The following is a 16,404-nucleotide window of genomic DNA, read 5'->3' as shown; positions in this document are numbered from 1 at the left end:
TCCCTCCTCACCGATTTACGGAAGAAGTCTCCGGCAGCTTGCCAAACTCATAAAGCATCATAGAAACGGTAATAACCACCAGAATTGCATCTGTCAGAGCAATCGCCAGCCATACGCCACGAATACCCATGCCGCCGATCATCGGAAGAACCACGCAGAGAGGAATAAACAGAATGATCTGGCGGAACAGCACCAGCCAAGTTGCCTTTTTCGCCTTGCCCAAAGACTGGAACAGGGTTACGGCAATCATAAAGCTGCCTTGCAGGACATAAGTGCTGAACATGATACGGAAGTTGGTTGCACCCGATGCCGCGATACCCGGCGTTGTCAGGAACATGGATAAAATCTTCTCTGGAAACAGCTCGGCAGGAATATAGAACACCAGCGACAGCAGCGTTGCAGCAGTAATAAAAACCCTGGTCAGCGTCTTTACCCGGTCATAGTCCTTTGCACCATAGTTTGTACCGGCGGCAGGCTGGAATCCCTGACTGATCCCCCACAGAGGAACGAAAGAGAAATTCCAGAAGCGGAGCGCCGCACCTAAAAGAAGCTGTGAAGTTTCCCCGCCATAGTTCGATGCCACACGATAGATCACTGTCTGCTGTACCAAGGTCAGAATCTGCATCAACAGAGCAGATACCCCGACAGAAAGAACCTGGGGAAGCAGTTCTCCGTCAATGCGGATGCGCCCAATCTTCACATGAGGACTTTTTTTCTTGAAATACCACAGCGTAATTGCAGCCTGGACAAACTGGGAGAAAATCGTTGCATAAGCAGCCGCCTCAATGCCCATACCGTAGGGATTCAGGATACTGATAAAAATAGGGTCAAGAATAATATTCAAAATAGCGCCGCTGGCAATAATCGTCATTGCCTTTTTAAGCTGGCCTTCTCCGCGAATGACCATGTTTGCACTTTGAAAAAAGTTTACAAACAAGGAACCGGCAAAGATAATCCGTAGATATTTTTCCGCATAATTCAAAATGTTGTCGCTGGCTCCGGTCAGGGACAAAAGCTGGCGGGTGAACACCATGCCTACCACTGTATAGATAACGGACAGCAGAAGAACCATAGCAACCAGGTTGCCCATGATCTTCTTAATTGTGTTTTCATCCTTCTTGCCGATAGCGCGGGACAGTACCGATGCAGAACCCACGCCCAGCATGGCCGCTGAACCGGCATTGATAAGCGTCAAGGGATAGGATACCGATATGGCTCCCATCTGCACGTCACCGACCATCTGGCCGACAAAGATGGAATCCATCATGTTATAAAGCCCAACGACCACCATGCCAAGAACCGCAGGGATGCTAAGTTCAATCATCAGCGGCCAGGGGCTTTTTGTTAAGAGCTTTGTTCTTGTGTCAAGTGCCTGTTTCATCACTCTATTCCTCCTGGTCTATTTTAATTTCGAGGTATCCAGCAAAGCGCGCCAGTGACGTGCCTTGCTGGATTAGCCATATCTAACTAACCACTTAAAGTATATAAAATCCGGGCTTCTTTGTACGCTCCCAACCGCAGGATTTACAATCCAATCTGAAACGAATTTAGGAGCGGAAAGGACATAAGGCCCTTTCCGCTCCCGTTGTTACTGTATCATTTTTTCCAGTAGTTTCAGGGCTTCTTCCAGTTTTGGATTTACAGCGTCCGTTTGCAGGGCATCCCGGACGCAGCTTCGTATATGGGCTTGCAAAATCTGCTGATTGGCGCTTTTTAATAACGCCTGCGTAGCAAGAAGCTGATTGGAAATATCCACGCAATAGCGATTTTCCTCAACCATTTGCAGGATACCGTCTAACTGTCCTCTGGCGATTTTTAGCTTGTGAACAATATCGCCTTTCTTGGCCTTCATAAACGGCCCGTTACTGGATACTGACGAGCTGATAGCCAGCGTCCTCGATAGCAGCTTTCAGCACAGCATCCGGCACATCCTGGTCAAGCTGCACCTGGGCCGACTTACTCTCCAGGGAAACATCCACATCCTTGATGCCCTGGATGTCCCGCAGCGCCTTATCAACGTGTTTTACACACATTCCGCAAACCATTCCTTCGATGTTCAATACTTTTTCCATGTGAATTGCTCCTTTTCGTTCTTGTTTAATCGTTGTTTGTTCATACATAGGGACTGAATCCCGTTCTGTATTGGCCTGATGCCTCGCCTTGAACCACCGCAGACGCAGGGCATTGGACACCACGAATACCGAACTGAAACTCATAGCAAAAGCGCCGATCATGGGGTTCAGCTTCCATGCAAAGGGAAGATAGAATACGCCTGCCGCCACCGGAATACCGATGATGTTGTAGATAAACGCCCAGAACAGATTTTGCTTGATGTTGCGGATAACCGCCTTACTAAGCTGGATTGCCGTGGACACATCCAGCAGATCGCTTTTCATCAAAACAATGTCCGCTGACTCAATCGCCACATCCGTTCCGGCCCCGATAGCGATACCAACATCCGCTCTGGCAAGGGCCGGAGCATCGTTGATACCGTCACCGACCATCGCCACCTTCTTACCGACGCTCTGCAAACGACGGATTTCCTTCTCCTTGTCCTGGGGGAATACCTCTGCCACAACACGATCCACGCCGACCTGACGCCGAATCGCTTCTGCGGTCTTTGCATTGTCGCCGGTCAGCATGACCACCTCAATGCCCATGCCGGTCAATTCCGCTATGGCCTGCTTGCTGGTGGGCTTAACTACATCCGCCACGGCAATGACACCAATAAGCTGACCGCCACGGGCAAAGAACAGAGGTGTTTTCCCGTCAACCGCCATTTCCTCGCCCAACTGAAGGAGTGCGCCGCCATTGATGCCATTTGCCACCATCAGTCGGCGGTTTCCGGCAAGGCACGTTTCGTTTCCGATCTGACCCACAAGGCCCTGACCGGGAATCTGCTTGAAATCATCCACCGGGAGGAAGGAAAGTTGTGCTTTTTCGGCCTCTGCCACAATCGCGTCCGCCAGCGGATGCTCGGACAGCTTTTCCAGCGAAGCAGCGATTTGCAGCATCTCCTTTTGTGGAACACCCTCTTTGCAGAGCATATTTGTCACCACGGGCGTACCCTGGGTAATCGTGCCGGTCTTATCCAGCACAACCGTATCAATGTTATGGGCCGTTTCCAGGGCCTCCGCCGATTTAATCAGGATACCGTTGCTTGCGCCCTTGCCGGTTCCGACCATAATGGCCGTAGGCGTTGCAAGGCCCAGCGCACAGGGACAGGAAATGACCAGGACAGAAATGCCGATAGATAGGGCAAATTCAAAGCCATATCCCAACAGCAGCCAGACAATGACTGCAATCAGCGCGATGCTGATAACCACCGGAACAAACACGCCGCTGACCTTATCAGCCAGTTTCGCAATAGGGGCCTTGGAGCTGGTCGCTTCATCCACCAGACGGACGATCTGTGCCAGCGTGGTATCATCGCCCACCTTGGTGGCCTGCATCTTGAAATAGCCGGACTTACTTGTGGTCGCGCCGATCACTTTGTCCCCAATATGCTTCTCCACGGGGATGCTCTCGCCGGTCAGGGCAGATTCATCAACGGAGGAAAAGCCCTCGATGACAATACCATCCACCGGCACAGACTCACCGGCCTTGACAATCAGGGTTTCGCCCAACTGCACTTCTTCCACAGGCACCTGAAGCTCTTTTCCATCCCGCTCCACGGTAGCTGTTTTGGGAGCCAGATTCATCAGCTTTGTAATTGCATCCGAAGTCTTACCCTTTGCGCGGGCCTCCAGGGTTTTGCCCAAGGTGATAAGGGTCAGAATCATGCCTGCGGATTCAAAATACAAATCCATCATAAAGCTGTGAACCGTAGCCATATCCCCATGACCGAATCCGATGCCGATTTTGTAAATGGCGTAAATGCCATAAACGATTGCGGCGCTGGAGCCTATCGCAATCAGCGAATCCATGTTAGGCGAGCCGTGGAACAGGGTCTTGAAGCCCATCCGGTAATATTTGAAGTTGATGAACACCACCGGGATCAGCAGCAGGAATTGGGTAAATGCAAAGCTGATTGCATTTTCCATCCCCAGCAAGGAGCTGGGGAGCGGCCACCCCATCATGTGACCCATAGAAATATAAAACAGTGGGATCGTAAAAAGGGCAGAAAGCAGCAGCCGCTGTTTCATCTGCTTGTATTCTACCTGCGCCGTACTGACCTCCGGTTTTGCTGCCGGTGTGGTCGTGCGGCTCTTGTTTTGTGCGGAGGCTTTGGGAATCGCGCCATAACCGGCCTTTTCAACGGCCTGGACGATTCCCGCCGTATCCAAAACGGATTCATCATAAGAAGCAACCATGCTGTTTTTTAACAGGTTGACGGACACTTCTTTGATGCCAGGTAGCTTTGCCACGCTCTTTTCCACTCTGGTAGAGCAGGCCGAGCAAGTCATACCCGTAATGTCAAATTGCTCCTTTTGCAAAATCATCCCTTCTTTCTTATAAAGATTTGTGCGAGTACCCCTCCCCCGTAGGGAACTAAATACCGTTATGAAAAGGGGCGTTTGGCATCTTGGGGGAAAGATGCTAAAGCCCCGAACATAAAGTTTACGCACAAGGTCTTTGACCGTTTTTCATTATACTTATCCTGCTTCTCCTTTGTCTGCTCCAAAGTGGAGCTTTTTTTATCCAAAGAGAAATGAGGTTTTTTGCTGCAAATCCAATCGGCAGGTTCTCCAATCCAAAGGGCAGAACCGCTCCCAAATCCATTGACTTTGAGGGTTTTCGTGAATATACTGGCAGCATGAACGATTAAACAATCTTTTAATTGTTCAGCCATATCAAGCCAACCAAATACCAAAATGAAAGGGGGCTTTCTCAATGAAAAAGACCATTAAACTGCTTGACCTGGACTGCGGCCATTGTGCTGACAAAATCCAGAACGCCGTGAAGAAGATTGATGGTGTGACCAGCGTATCCGTCAACTTCCTGGGTCAGAAGATGGTTCTGGAAGCGCCGGACGATCAGTTTGACGCTGTTCTGGCCGAAGCAAAGACGCTGATTAAGCAGATCGAGCCGGATGTGACTGTTAAGGCGTAATGAAAAGCTGGACACCGGCTGCCACAAGGTAGCCGGTGTTTTTCATCAATAGACAGAAAAAGCGTGACACGCTTTATGCTGCAACGAAAGGAGAATACACTATGACACGAAAACAAAGGCACTTGCTCACACGCATTATCGTGGCGGCGGTGCTGTTTCTTGCAGGCAGCTTGCTCCATCTCCCTGAATTGGCGGAGATGGCGGTCTTTCTCGTCTGCTATGTGGTTGTCGGCTGGGATATTGTCTGGAAGGCAATCACGAACATCCTGCATGGACAGGTGTTTGACGAAAATTTCCTGATGACGATTGCCACCATCGGCGCACTCATTTTGGGCGAACATTCCGAGGGTGTCGCCGTTATGCTGTTTTACCAGGTGGGCGAATGGTTCCAGTCCTATGCGGTGTCCAAGTCCAGAAAATCTATCGCAAGCCTGATGGACATTCGCCCGGACTATGCTAACATCGAAAGGGACGGAAAACTGGTTCAGGTTGACCCGGACGAGGTTCAGATCGGAGAAACCATTGTTGTGAAACCGGGAGAGCGCATCCCGCTGGACGGTACGATTCTCAAAGGCTTCTCCACCCTGGACACTTCGGCCCTGACCGGAGAATCCATGCCCCGCGAGGTGGAGCCGGGAATGGAGGTCATCAGCGGCTGTATCAACCAGACCGGCATCCTGAACATTCAGACCACAAAAGAATTTGGGGAATCCACCGTAGCCAAAATCCTTGACCTTGTGGAAAACGCAAGCGATAAGAAGGGCCGTATTGAGAATTTCATCACACGCTTTGCCAGGTATTATACCCCGGTAGTGGTATTTGCTGCTCTGGCGCTGGCAATCCTGCCGCCGCTGATTACCCAGCAGCCATTCAGCACCTGGATTTACCGGGCCTTGACCTTCCTGGTGATTTCCTGCCCCTGTGCGCTGGTCATCTCCATTCCGCTTAGTTTCTTCGGAGGCATCGGCGGCGCGTCCAAGATCGGCGTTCTGGTAAAGGGCAGCAACTATCTGGAGGCTCTGGCAAATACCGAGGTCGTGGTCTTTGATAAGACCGGCACACTGACAAAAGGCTCCTTTGCGGTCAGCGAGATCCACCCTGTCGGCATGAAGGAAGCGCAGCTTTTGGAGCTGGCCGCATACGCTGAGGACTACTCCAACCACCCGATTTCTCTTTCTATTAAAAACGCCTATGGACAGAAAATCGACAACAGCCGAGTTTCCGATGTCCAGGAAATTGCCGGTCACGGCGTGCAGGCCGTGATTGACGGGAAAACGATTCTGGCCGGAAACACCAAGCTGATGGAGAAAGCGCATATTAAGTACACGCCATCCTCAGCTGTCGGCACCGTGGTCTATCTGGCCTGTGACGGGAAATACGCTGGATGTATCATCATTGAGGACGAGATCAAGGCCGATGCTCCAGCCGCAATCAAGCTGCTGAAATCTGCCGGTATCCGCAAAACGGTCATGCTGACCGGCGATGCAGATGCCGTTGGAAAGAAAGTCGCAGGGCAGCTTCATCTGGATCAGGTTTATACTGAACTGCTGCCCGCTGATAAGGTTGACCGCGTGGAAAGCCTGCTGAAGCAGAAAAGCGAAAAAGGTATGTTGGCCTTTGTTGGGGATGGTATCAATGACGCTCCCGTACTGGCGCGGGCCGATGTCGGTATTGCTATGGGCGGCTTGGGTTCCGATGCGGCCATTGAAGCTGCTGACGTGGTTCTTATGACGGATGAACCGTCCAAAATTGCCGCTGTTATGAAGATCGCCCGTAAGACGATCCGCATCGCAAATCAGAATATTGTGTTTGCCCTGGGCGTGAAATTCCTGGTTCTGATTTTAGGTGCGCTAGGCTATGCAAATATGTGGGCGGCGGTGTTCGCGGATGTAGGCGTTTCCATTATTGCGATTCTCAATGCCATCCGCGCCATGCGGGTCAAGCTGCCGGATATGCCAGCGGGCAGCACAAATCAGGGTTAAGCGCAATAGAAATGCGCCGCAACTTTCACACGCTGCGGCGCATTTCCTTATTGTTCAGTCGGGCATGATACTTCAAACAACGCATCTATGGCATGATGCAGGAGCTTTGCCTGCGGCGTGTCCGACAGCGAATAATAGACTTCTTTTCCGTCCCTGCGGCTTGAAATGATCCCGCTCTTTTTTAATATCCGCAGATGATGTGACACAGCAGGGGCGCTCATATCCACAGCCGCCGCGAGATTGCATACACATTCTTCACAATGGCACAGCAGCCACAGAATCCGCAGCCGGGTCGGATCGCCAAGCTGCTGAAATAAAAATGATATATCCTTAAACCCTTCCGCAGAGGGCATCTTATTTAAGACTTTTTCAATATTCTGTCCGTGGTTATGGGGTAGATTGTAATGCGGCATAAAAATCAGCTCCTTCCTGTGACTATGATACTGACATAATTCTTGTCTGTCAAACAGCTTCATTATAGATTGGAGAAAAATACATGAACGAAACAGAGAAAAAAACTTTTTCCGCTCCAAGCCCTGGCGAATTGGAACAATTAACCGAGCTTCACAAAGCGATGGGCGATTACACACGGATGCGGATACTTTGGTATCTGATGCAGAAAGATTCTTGCGTCAGCGAACTGGCACAAAAGATGGAGGTCACAGAATCGGCCATATCCCACCAGCTTCGTGCGCTTTGGATTGTCCGGTTAGTGCAATCACGCAAGGCCGGGAAAAACGTGATTTATTCCTTGCAGGACGAACATATCCGGTGGATTCTTGAAGAAACCTACGCTCATATTTCAGAAAGATAAAAACGCAGCCCCTGTGCTGTTTTGCAGGGGCTGCGCGGGTATTCAATTACAGCGTTTCGTAGGAAACCAGCTGGCTCATCGGGATGCGCTGCTTATTGAAGCGATTGGGATCGCCGGTTCCTTCGTTGGAGTAGCCGATAACCAGGATGTTGACCGGCTCCAGGTTGGCCGGGAGGTCAAATTCCTTACGCAGAACAGCGGGATCGAAGTAGCATACCCACACCGTCCCAAGGCCCAGCTCTGTGGCCTGGAGCATCATGTGGTCGGTCAGGATGGAGGCGTCAATGTCACCGGTCTGCTTCTGATCGAAAGGCCGTACCCACGCCTTATCGTGATCGGCGCAAACAATAATAGCCAGGGGCGCACCGTAGATATTGGCCGCTTTACTGATCTTCGCAAGACCTTCCTCGCTCTGAACGGCAATCAGGCGAATCGGCTGAAGGTTGGCAGCGGTCGGGGCCACATGAGCAGCCTCCAGAATCTGCTCCAGCTTCTCAGGCTCTACCTTCGTTTCCTTGTAATCGCGTACCGACATACGCTGCTTTGCAATCGTGATAAAATCCATAATATATAGTCCTTTCAGTATTTTTATTTTGAGCATATCAAATCAACCATTGACCTAATTGTAGCACTTGAACACAAAACCGCAAGAATGCACTTTTTCGGAAGATACTTCCCAAAAAGATAGCACCTTGCGGGAAAGGAGAACCATTCTATGAAATGTCAAACCAATCAGTTTAACTGCCCCGTGGAGGCAACCCTTTCTTTGATCGGCGGCAAGTATAAGCCGTTGATCCTCTGGCATCTGATTGACCATCCATTACACTATATGGAGTTACAGCGGCTGATTCCAAACGCCACGCCGAAGATGCTTTCGCAGCAGCTTCACGATCTGGAAAACAACGGCATGATTCATCGTGAAGTAATTCCAGAAAAGCCGCCTAAGACGGTATATTCTCTTACCCCATTTGGACAGAGCATCGTCCCCATTCTGGACGCGATGTGCCAATGGGGAAACAGCTATCTGGACGGCCTGGATGTGCAGCCGCCATGCTGTCAAAGCCGCAAATAAAATGCTGGGCATAGCTGACGAAAAGCGGCTATGCCCAGCGTATATTTTCTGCTCTAAATTTGTGACTGCCGGACGTAATTGCACAGCGCGGCAAAGTCCACATGGGGATTCTTACTTAAAATCTGTTGCAGGCTTTCCCCGGCCTTTTGATGCAGCTTCGGCTTTTTCAGATCGTCCAAGCGGAAGAAGATATTGAGCCGCCTGCCGACAGCAAACAAAAGCCTTTCATCCGGTGGCAGGGTCAGAAAGCGGTCAATCGTAGAGAGCATTTCCTGTTTCTCCGTCCGCAGATTTCCTCTGATCTCCAGAAGCAGATTGACGATGTGTTCATTCACATAGTAACTGTCCATCTCATGTAGCTGTTGTAAGAATAGCTTTTGCTCTACAACGATTTCTTCCTCCGATTGCAGAGCAAAAGAGCCATTCCTGACAAACTCGCCCAGCTTGGACTCCGGCTTAATACCCGTGGCATGGACACGGATAAAATCTGGCTGGATGATATTCAGCGCCTTTGCTGTTTGAGCAGCATTTTCTTCAGACAGCTCCTTGCCGCCGATCCCCAGCAATATGAACTCCGACAAGATCATGTCCGCTTCTTTTGCCATGCAGCCGCTTCGGACAACAATATCCGCGTCAAAACCTTTGTTGATAAGTTTCAGTATCTGATCCGAGCCGGTTTCCATTCCGCTGTAAAGATGGTTTAGGCCCGCTTGCCGGAGCGCCTTTAGCTCTGCCGGACTTTTCCGGGTGATACTATCAGCGCGGGCATAAGAAGTGATGTACTGCATATCAGGAAAGCTCTGATTGATCGCTTCCAAGATACGGAGCAGATAATCTGTTTTCAGCACCAGGGCATCCCCGTCCTGCAAGAAGCAGGAAGTAATCTTTTTCCCCCGGTTAAGCTGGGCCTGCCGCCTAATATCTTCGATGGTTTCATCGATGGGGCGCATGGAGAAGCGCATGGATTTATAAAGCCCGCAGAAATAGCACTTGTTCCAATGGCATCCCCTTGTGACCCGGATTAGCAGGCTGTTACTTTCAGAAGGTGGACGAATAGGCCCGATTTCTATATCTTTCATGGTGGTTATCCTTTCAGTGTATTCATGTTAAGGGTAGCATTTCACGGCGGGCTTAACAAGAACGCACTTTTAGGGTAGACACTTCCCGTATGGGTAGCACCTCAAACAAAACTGGCAAGCAATGCCTGTGTTAATACACACAGGCCCGCAGAGGAGAAAATCCCTCCGTGATTTTCCTCTCCGCTTGCTTGTTGAGGGCAGCGCCCCAAGCCCCTTTGAACACAGAATTTCATTCTGTGGCTGCGCGTTCTGCGAACGCTTTTGACCAGAACCAGCTTACCGCTGGCCGTGGTCTTTTTCTTTTTCAACATCCTGTTCTACCTCCATTTTCAGCACTCGATCTACATTTGCCTTTGCCGTTAAAAGCTCCCGCATTTCTTCACGGGAGCGCCGGTACTCGGCATAGGTTTTCTTCTTTTCCTCCAGCAGTTTGGAATACTCAGCTTGCAAGTCCTTAACCTTGGGCAGCTTCTTCACACCCATCTCGTCAAAGGCATTTTTTGCCGCCTGATGGAGCAGGATTTCTTCCTCATGTTCCTCCCGAAATTTTCGAGAATAACCCGCCTTGCGGTATGCCACATAGGTCTCGCGGGTCTTGGCATAATTTACGATGTGAGTACGCAGAACAGCGATCTCTGCCATGCGCTTTTCAGCCGCTTTGATCTGCGCCGAAAGAGCATTGTGATGTGCCGTGGCAGCCGCAGCCTTTTCTTCCAAAACCGCATACTCCAGCAGATTGTTCTCTGACAGGTAATTCATGGTCTGCGCCATTTGTTTCAGATTAAAAACTTTAGCCCATCGAGCATAGCCAGCACCTTTTCCAGCCTGCAATTTTGCCTGAATGTCCACCAGCAGATTGACCTTGGTCGGCTCCGGCTGCACGACGGAATTTTTACGGGGCATATGCTGTTTTTCACCGGCCAGCACCGCACGGATTTCTGCTTCACTGTACCCGGCCCCCAGCTTGTCATCCATGCGGGCTACATTCTTCCAGCCGGGTGCTTTGAGCCGGATTGCTTTCCCGCGCCGGGATACTTCACAGCCCATTTCTGTAAGCAGTTTCAACAATGCGTCAAAGTCAGCGGGCTTTTGCTCCAACACACGGTCAATCATCATCCGCAGCTGCTCCCGATGGGAGGGCTTTGCCTGATCTCCCAGCCACTTGTTATAGCTTTTTCCGTGAAGTTTCGGATTCTCTACAATGGACAGTCCGTTTTCAATGCAGATGGTATCACTTAACCGGCGAACCGCCTTGGTGCTGCCCCAAAAGTTGCGGAACTTTCGGTCACAATCTGCATTGACCGCCGACCAGATGATGTGATTATGAACGTGCGATTTGTCTATGTGGGTGCAGACCACAAAGGCGTGATTGCCCTTTGTGAACCGCTTGGCAAATTCCACGCCCAGGCGGTTGGCTTCTTCCGGCGTGATTTCACCGGGTTTGAATGACTGGCGCACATGGTAAGCGATCACATCGTCCGCCCCGCGCACCCGCCCGGTGGCGGCGATATACTGCCGCTTCGCCAGCAGAAACTCTGCATCGGCGGTCCGGCTGTCACAGCCATAGCCGGTAATTAGTTTTCCGTTGTCAGTCTTTTGCGGATTTGCCACATAATCAATAATATCGCTGATTGCTCGGCTCTCAGTGCGCCCCTTTCCGATATGCAGGGGCATGATGCGTGTGGTTGCCATAGAAGGGCCTCCTTTCTAAAAAAGAAACGGCCTGCATGGTGCAGACCGCTTTTGCTATTCTATAAAATCGTCCTCGATGTCCTCTAACCGCTTCGGAGGAAACCTCATCTCGTATTGTTCTTTTGCCAGTGCACGAACTTCCGGGCGCTTATCTTTCATTCGGTTTTTCAGCCAGGAAATCTGCTCCTTTGATAACCGCCAAGGGAGATTCAGTAAGCGGTTTACTGTCATTTGCTCCGCTTGTTTCTCCGGCGATAAAGAAGCACAGGATTTACAGATGTGCGCCGCATGACCTTTGCCGGAAAATTTTTCGTTAGCCTTATATTCTCCGCAGACTTTACAATAATGTCCATGCTTCTTCATAGGCTCGATTCCTTTTCACTGAGCGCATATAAACTGCGAACCGCCCCCATGATGATGTTCCACTCCAGATCTGCCGCATAGGAAAACTTCCTGCGGTAAGATTCCCAAAGTTTCTGCATCACAGGACTGCTTTCCACTTCATTCAAAACATCCACAGCTTCTGCAAGATGCCGTTCGGTTCCGCGTTTTTTGGCAGTTGCCAACAGTGCATCATAGAGCGTCTGCCGGTTCAATGTGTTCCCGTGGAGCTGATCCAGAATATAAATGTCATAGAAATCTCTCATGCGGGTGTTGGTGGTGGTTCTGGTGATGATTGTTTCCAGCTTTTCAGCCAGAACGGTTTCCAGATTGTATGCCCAAATGTCAATGGAGCGATCTTCCAGCATCAGCTTGAAAGAGTAGCGTACCTCCCTGGGGGTAATGGCATCCCCTGTGGAAATGTCAATCTTCAAAGGTGTCACCACACCGTCAAAGGTTGTAGTCATGCTGACCCGAATCCCAGGATACTCCGCTTCATCCATAATCTCTGAAATGCTTTTCAGCTGAAATTTGACGCCATCATCAATCGGCACACTCACAATAGCAGAAATCAGGTTCTCGATCTCCTCTACATTAACATTGGCTCCTTTTACAGTAGCGTCCAAGTCCATCGTGGAACGGGCATCCAGTCCAACCATTGCCGCTACCAGCATCCCGCCTTTCAGAATAAATTTATCACGATATTCAGAAAGGGAAATACGCTCCAGAAAACGCTCCATCATATAGTTTCGCATTAAAAGCTGTGCATCCGCAGATTTTTCTCTGGAAAGATTGCGAATCAAATCTTTTAGCTGCCTTGCTGTCTTTATCATAAAAGCACCTCCAAATACTGCCGTAAAATTTTTTCAACCCGGAACATACCGGCATACCGCATCAAAGTCCGCAGATCCTTGTCCTTTCTTCTGGCATACATCTTCAGCGCACCTTGAAAAGTCTGTATTTCCATGCTGCTTCGGCTGCGGAGCAGATCGCAGATGGTGCGCTCCATATCATAGACAGGAACCGTATGCCCAAAAGGTGTTTGGCCAGTTGTCAGCCCTACCTCATATAGTTCTGGTTTGATGGTGTAAACAGAAAGGCCCTCTGCCTTTAAGCGAGTGGTGCTGTACCCTCTGCGCACCGTGATAGCGTATGGAGATGGTTCCCGGTCTGTCAGGTCATGGAAAAATAGCGCTGATTCATGGGAAAATACTGCCTGACCACATCGCAGATGTAACAGAAACATCGCATCAATCCAGGTGTCCTCGGAGACATAAATTCCGTGAGCAACCTGCTGAAGATTTTTCTCTTTGACATATTCATAAAAAATGGGTTTTACAATTCCGCTGGCGATTACCTGTGCGGTTTGCAGCATCCCATCATGCTCGGTCAGAAGTCTGTCTAATTGCTCAAACCGTTCTGATTTGGTCACATCCATCACTTCCTTTCGTGCTACTATTATACACGAATGTAGCACAGAAGTAAATATAGCAATTTAACAGACACTGTCTGGCATTTTTGTGACCGCGCATTTTATCCATAAACCAAATCCTGAATGGCAAACTTCAAGTCCTGCACCTTGCCCAGCAGCCAGATGGCAGCCATTGGCAGACCATAGGGACTAATAAGGAATGCCATCACCAGCAGGATAATGCCGTTTTGCAGGGAACAGGTCAGCAGAACCGCCACACCCAGCAGGGCGATCACCATGCTGATAAGCCCCAGCACCAGACCGGAGACATAGACGATCCCCACACAAATCCAAACGAACAGGGTCAGCGCCAGAATCACCGGAACCATCACGATCTTCAACAGCAGTTTCAACAAAAATACCAATGCCCTCATTGTTATGCCTCCTCCCAAAATCACAGTTCCTGTTCCTGATTCCATTATCCCTGTCTCACAGCCAAAAGGCAAGGATACGGGCAAAAAGAAAAAGCGGAGGAAGGCGCGGCGAAGAAACGCCGTTCCTCCCTCCGCAAATGGAGTATCTATCCCTGTTATGAAAGTTTGGAGAGTTGGGTAAGGATTTCCTTCACACCCTCCCACAGTTGTTCCTGCCGCTGGGATATATCCTCCAAGTCAGCATTATAAACCCGCCCGGTCTCATGTACTTTGCGGGTCAGCTGATTCAAGTTGTTGCTGCTTCGGCGCATCAGGGAAACCAACTCCTTCAGCTCCGGTAGATCCAGTTTGACCACATACCCATCCAGTGCCATTTTCCGCAGATAAGCGCTCAAATTCTCTGTCCCGTATTGCTGCATCTTTTGATGGATCAGCTCCAGTTCTTCTGCGGACACCCAAAACAAAACCGGAACATCCCGCTTGCGCTTTGCCATGGTTATCTCTCCGGCTCCCGTTTTTTCGGGGCGGCAGACTTATGGGCGGGCAGCTCCTGTTTGAGCTTTTGCAGGACAGAACTTTTCTGCTGTTCTTGAGCAACTTTTCGGAACTGTCTGGTGAACAGGTCGGTCAAACCGGGATTGACCTGATCTACCACCAGATAGGCACAGTGGCGGGAAGCGCCGCTGTCCTCCAGCGTAGGAATGCTTTTTGCCCATGCTTTATTGTCCTGAGAGATACGCCCGTCATAGTTCTTGCGCTGGATGGTGTTGGCAAGAATAAACTGTACCCGTTCCGTCCCGAACTTTTCCAGCACATCTTTGACCGCAGCCTCCGTATCCAGCCGATTCTCTGCATAGTGGGCGCTGATGGTCTGCTCAATGGCTTCTTTGCAGGCGCTGTTCGCCTGATATGAGAGGTTGTACTGTGCCATTTCCCCATGCTCGGACGCATAGGCAGCAGAATATGGATAGACCGGTGTTGTTAGCAGTTCCTTTTTGGCTCTGCACACATCGTCGGCACGGCTTTCAATGCTGTCCCGGATCACACCCATATAGCCGGTCTCCAGCTTTTCAAAATAGCGGTACACATCCGCCAACGGAGAGGGAGATTCCAAAAGCGCCTGGGCCTGGGCGTCGGTCAGCTCCAGCTCCTCCATTGCCATCACAATATCCTCACGGACAGTATATTCATAGGTGTGGTGCAGGATTTCTTCCGGGGGCTGGCTTTTCAACCAGTCCCTGTATTTTTCCTGCTCAGTGGCCATCTTTTCATAAAGGGCCGTATTCAAATCGTTGGTATTCATGTTATCGCACCTCCTCATGTTGTTTTGGTTTCTTGTCAGTACTGCGGGGCGGCACCGGGCGTTTCAGATGATCCAATACCGAAGGCCGTGTGCTTTTGGCAACGACAGCTTCATCGTGTGCCGGTCCCTTTCCGTCGATGTTGAGCAGGGTATCCAGCTCCACCAGACGGGCGTTTTTGCTTCTCAGTTCTTCTTCATAAAGGAATGGCTTTCCAACTTCCTCCTTTGCGGCAGCCTGCTGCTGATAGAGGTTATCCAGCTGGGCCTTTGCCGCCTCCAGACGCTGGGGCATCTGGGCGAGGGCATTGTCGATACGGGTAAGATTTCCGCGAGGGTCTGTACCAAGGGTTGCCCGGTGGGTCATCTGTCCTTTCAGCAGGAGCGTATACTCCTGTTTCCAAGCGGAAAATTCCACGGATATGGCATAGCCCCGGTAGCTGCCGATCTGCACCGGATCGGAGGTTTTGACCTCCTTGCAGGCATCCAAAAGGGCTGCACCGGCGTTCTCCTTATCGGTCAGCAGATCTCCACGGATCTCCATACCGGCAAAGCCGTCCTCCGGGTGCGGGTGAGCTGCCAAAACCTCCAGATCAGATTCAAAGCCCTTGATAAAGCCCTTGTGCTTTTCAATCTCCTCCGGGAAGTATTTGAGCAGCTGGTCCTCCAGACGATACTGCTTGCTCTGGTGGTCGGCTTTCATCAGCTTCAGGCGGGATACTTCCACATCCAAATCCATACGCTCTTTGATACGGGGGTCTCCGGCGCACAGAGCCTTGATCTCGGCAAAACTGAGGGCGGTTTCATCCACATCATCGCAGGAGCGCACCGGCGATTTAGAAGTCATGATCTGGCTGATGAATTTCTGCTTATTCTCGACCGTCTGCCAGAGATATGCGTCAAAGGTTCCTTCGGTCACATAGCGGTACACATGGACAAGGGGATTCTGGTTGCCTTGGCGCTCGATACGGCCCTTTCTCTGGGCAAGGTCTCCCGGTCTCCACGGACAGTCCAGGTCATGAAGTGCCACCAGACGGTCCTGCACATTGGTGCCTGCGCCCATCTTGGCGGTGCTGCCCATAAGCACACGCACCTGACCGGTACGGACTTTAGAGAACAGCTCCTTTTTCCGCACTTCGGTGTTAGCTTCATGGATAAAAGCGATCTGGTCGGCAGGCATCCCCTGG

General features: G+C 50.6%; 18 protein-coding genes and 1 pseudogene. 4 read left to right on the top strand and 15 right to left on the bottom strand.

Annotated elements, in window-relative coordinates:
- Nucleotides 1-7: 7 nt before the first annotated feature.
- The 4 genes from PGS25_RS08305 to PGS25_RS08290 form a co-directional block, all read right to left on the bottom strand.
- On the bottom strand, nucleotides 8-1,381 hold the full coding sequence (locus PGS25_RS08305; protein ID WP_025580749.1) for an MATE family efflux transporter: 1,374 nt from the start codon (nucleotides 1,379-1,381) through the stop codon (nucleotides 8-10).
- 207 nt (nucleotides 1,382-1,588) lie between these two features.
- On the bottom strand, nucleotides 1,589-1,852 hold the full coding sequence (locus tag PGS25_RS08300; RefSeq protein ID WP_044912385.1) for a metal-sensing transcriptional repressor: 264 nt from the start codon (nucleotides 1,850-1,852) through the stop codon (nucleotides 1,589-1,591).
- Nucleotides 1,853-1,862: 10 nt separating this feature from the next.
- On the bottom strand, nucleotides 1,863-4,442 hold the full coding sequence (locus PGS25_RS08295; RefSeq protein ID WP_270418264.1) for a heavy metal translocating P-type ATPase: 2,580 nt from the start codon (nucleotides 4,440-4,442) through the stop codon (nucleotides 1,863-1,865).
- Nucleotides 4,443-4,501: 59 nt separating this feature from the next.
- Entirely contained in the window at nucleotides 4,502-4,792 is a 291-nt protein-coding gene (locus PGS25_RS08290; protein ID WP_147355567.1) for a hypothetical protein, read from the bottom strand.
- Nucleotides 4,793-4,833: 41 nt separating this feature from the next.
- On the opposite strand from PGS25_RS08290, the gene PGS25_RS08285 reads away from it, so the two are divergent.
- Nucleotides 4,834-5,052, top strand: a complete 219-nt coding sequence (locus PGS25_RS08285; protein WP_002576192.1) for a heavy-metal-associated domain-containing protein — start codon at nucleotides 4,834-4,836, stop codon at nucleotides 5,050-5,052.
- Between the two features lie 101 nt (nucleotides 5,053-5,153).
- Nucleotides 5,154-7,034, top strand: a complete 1,881-nt coding sequence (locus tag PGS25_RS08280) for a heavy metal translocating P-type ATPase (RefSeq protein WP_118207867.1) — start codon at nucleotides 5,154-5,156, stop codon at nucleotides 7,032-7,034.
- A 47-nt stretch (nucleotides 7,035-7,081) separates the two neighbouring features.
- Here PGS25_RS08280 and PGS25_RS08275 read toward each other — a convergent pair whose 3' ends face one another.
- Nucleotides 7,082-7,447 (bottom strand): ArsR/SmtB family transcription factor, encoded by a 366-nt coding sequence (locus PGS25_RS08275; protein ID WP_002576194.1) that lies wholly within the window; start codon nucleotides 7,445-7,447, stop codon nucleotides 7,082-7,084.
- 83 nt (nucleotides 7,448-7,530) lie between these two features.
- Between PGS25_RS08275 and PGS25_RS08270 the strand changes: the two genes are divergently transcribed.
- Nucleotides 7,531-7,848, top strand: coding sequence for an ArsR/SmtB family transcription factor (locus tag PGS25_RS08270; RefSeq protein ID WP_002576195.1), 318 nt, complete (start codon nucleotides 7,531-7,533; stop codon nucleotides 7,846-7,848).
- Between the two features lie 46 nt (nucleotides 7,849-7,894).
- Here the strand turns inward: PGS25_RS08270 and PGS25_RS08265 are convergent, their stop codons facing one another.
- Nucleotides 7,895-8,413: a nitroreductase family protein gene (locus tag PGS25_RS08265; protein WP_270418263.1), complete on the bottom strand. Its 519-nt coding sequence runs from the start codon at nucleotides 8,411-8,413 to the stop codon at nucleotides 7,895-7,897.
- 150 nt (nucleotides 8,414-8,563) lie between these two features.
- Between PGS25_RS08265 and PGS25_RS08260 the strand changes: the two genes are divergently transcribed.
- The gene (locus PGS25_RS08260) at nucleotides 8,564-8,920 is read left to right on the top strand and encodes a winged helix-turn-helix transcriptional regulator (RefSeq protein WP_149795267.1); all 357 of its coding nucleotides are present in this window, start codon (nucleotides 8,564-8,566) and stop codon (nucleotides 8,918-8,920) included.
- A gap of 53 nt (nucleotides 8,921-8,973) precedes the next feature.
- Here PGS25_RS08260 and PGS25_RS08255 read toward each other — a convergent pair whose 3' ends face one another.
- From PGS25_RS08255 to PGS25_RS08215, 9 genes and pseudogenes are all read right to left on the bottom strand, one after another.
- Complete coding sequence (locus PGS25_RS08255; protein WP_118667179.1) at nucleotides 8,974-9,999, bottom strand: radical SAM protein; 1,026 nt, start codon at nucleotides 9,997-9,999, stop codon at nucleotides 8,974-8,976.
- Nucleotides 10,000-10,275: 276 nt separating this feature from the next.
- Nucleotides 10,276-11,691: a relaxase/mobilization nuclease domain-containing protein gene (locus PGS25_RS08250; protein WP_270418262.1), complete on the bottom strand. Its 1,416-nt coding sequence runs from the start codon at nucleotides 11,689-11,691 to the stop codon at nucleotides 10,276-10,278.
- A gap of 54 nt (nucleotides 11,692-11,745) precedes the next feature.
- On the bottom strand, nucleotides 11,746-12,054 hold the full coding sequence (locus PGS25_RS08245) for a hypothetical protein (protein ID WP_015528507.1): 309 nt from the start codon (nucleotides 12,052-12,054) through the stop codon (nucleotides 11,746-11,748).
- Nucleotides 12,051-12,905: a nucleotidyl transferase AbiEii/AbiGii toxin family protein gene (locus PGS25_RS08240; protein ID WP_154473823.1), complete on the bottom strand. Its 855-nt coding sequence runs from the start codon at nucleotides 12,903-12,905 to the stop codon at nucleotides 12,051-12,053. Before PGS25_RS08240 ends, PGS25_RS08245 begins: the two co-directional genes overlap by 4 nt.
- Nucleotides 12,902-13,510, bottom strand: a complete 609-nt coding sequence (locus PGS25_RS08235) for a type IV toxin-antitoxin system AbiEi family antitoxin domain-containing protein (protein WP_002576209.1) — start codon at nucleotides 13,508-13,510, stop codon at nucleotides 12,902-12,904. The genes PGS25_RS08240 and PGS25_RS08235 overlap by 4 nt, the downstream gene beginning before the upstream one ends.
- A 95-nt stretch (nucleotides 13,511-13,605) precedes the next feature.
- Nucleotides 13,606-13,917, bottom strand: coding sequence for a CD1845 family protein (locus PGS25_RS08230; protein WP_002576210.1), 312 nt, complete (start codon nucleotides 13,915-13,917; stop codon nucleotides 13,606-13,608).
- A gap of 155 nt (nucleotides 13,918-14,072) precedes the next feature.
- Nucleotides 14,073-14,417, bottom strand: a complete 345-nt coding sequence (locus PGS25_RS08225; RefSeq protein ID WP_442865254.1) for a plasmid mobilization protein — start codon at nucleotides 14,415-14,417, stop codon at nucleotides 14,073-14,075.
- On the bottom strand, nucleotides 14,414-15,220 hold the full coding sequence (locus PGS25_RS08220) for a DUF3849 domain-containing protein (RefSeq protein ID WP_270418258.1): 807 nt from the start codon (nucleotides 15,218-15,220) through the stop codon (nucleotides 14,414-14,416). The genes PGS25_RS08225 and PGS25_RS08220 overlap by 4 nt, the downstream gene beginning before the upstream one ends.
- Before the next feature lies 1 nt (nucleotide 15,221).
- Nucleotides 15,222-16,404, bottom strand: a pseudogene (locus PGS25_RS08215) (helicase C-terminal domain-containing protein); the annotation flags it as partial.

This window comes from Butyricicoccus sp. AM78-15b2TA (assembly GCF_027665985.1).
GTDB lineage: Bacteria > Bacillota > Clostridia > Oscillospirales > Butyricicoccaceae > Agathobaculum > Agathobaculum butyriciproducens.
Note: the sequence above shows the minus strand (reverse complement) of the source record. Positions and strands in the feature narration are given on the sequence as shown.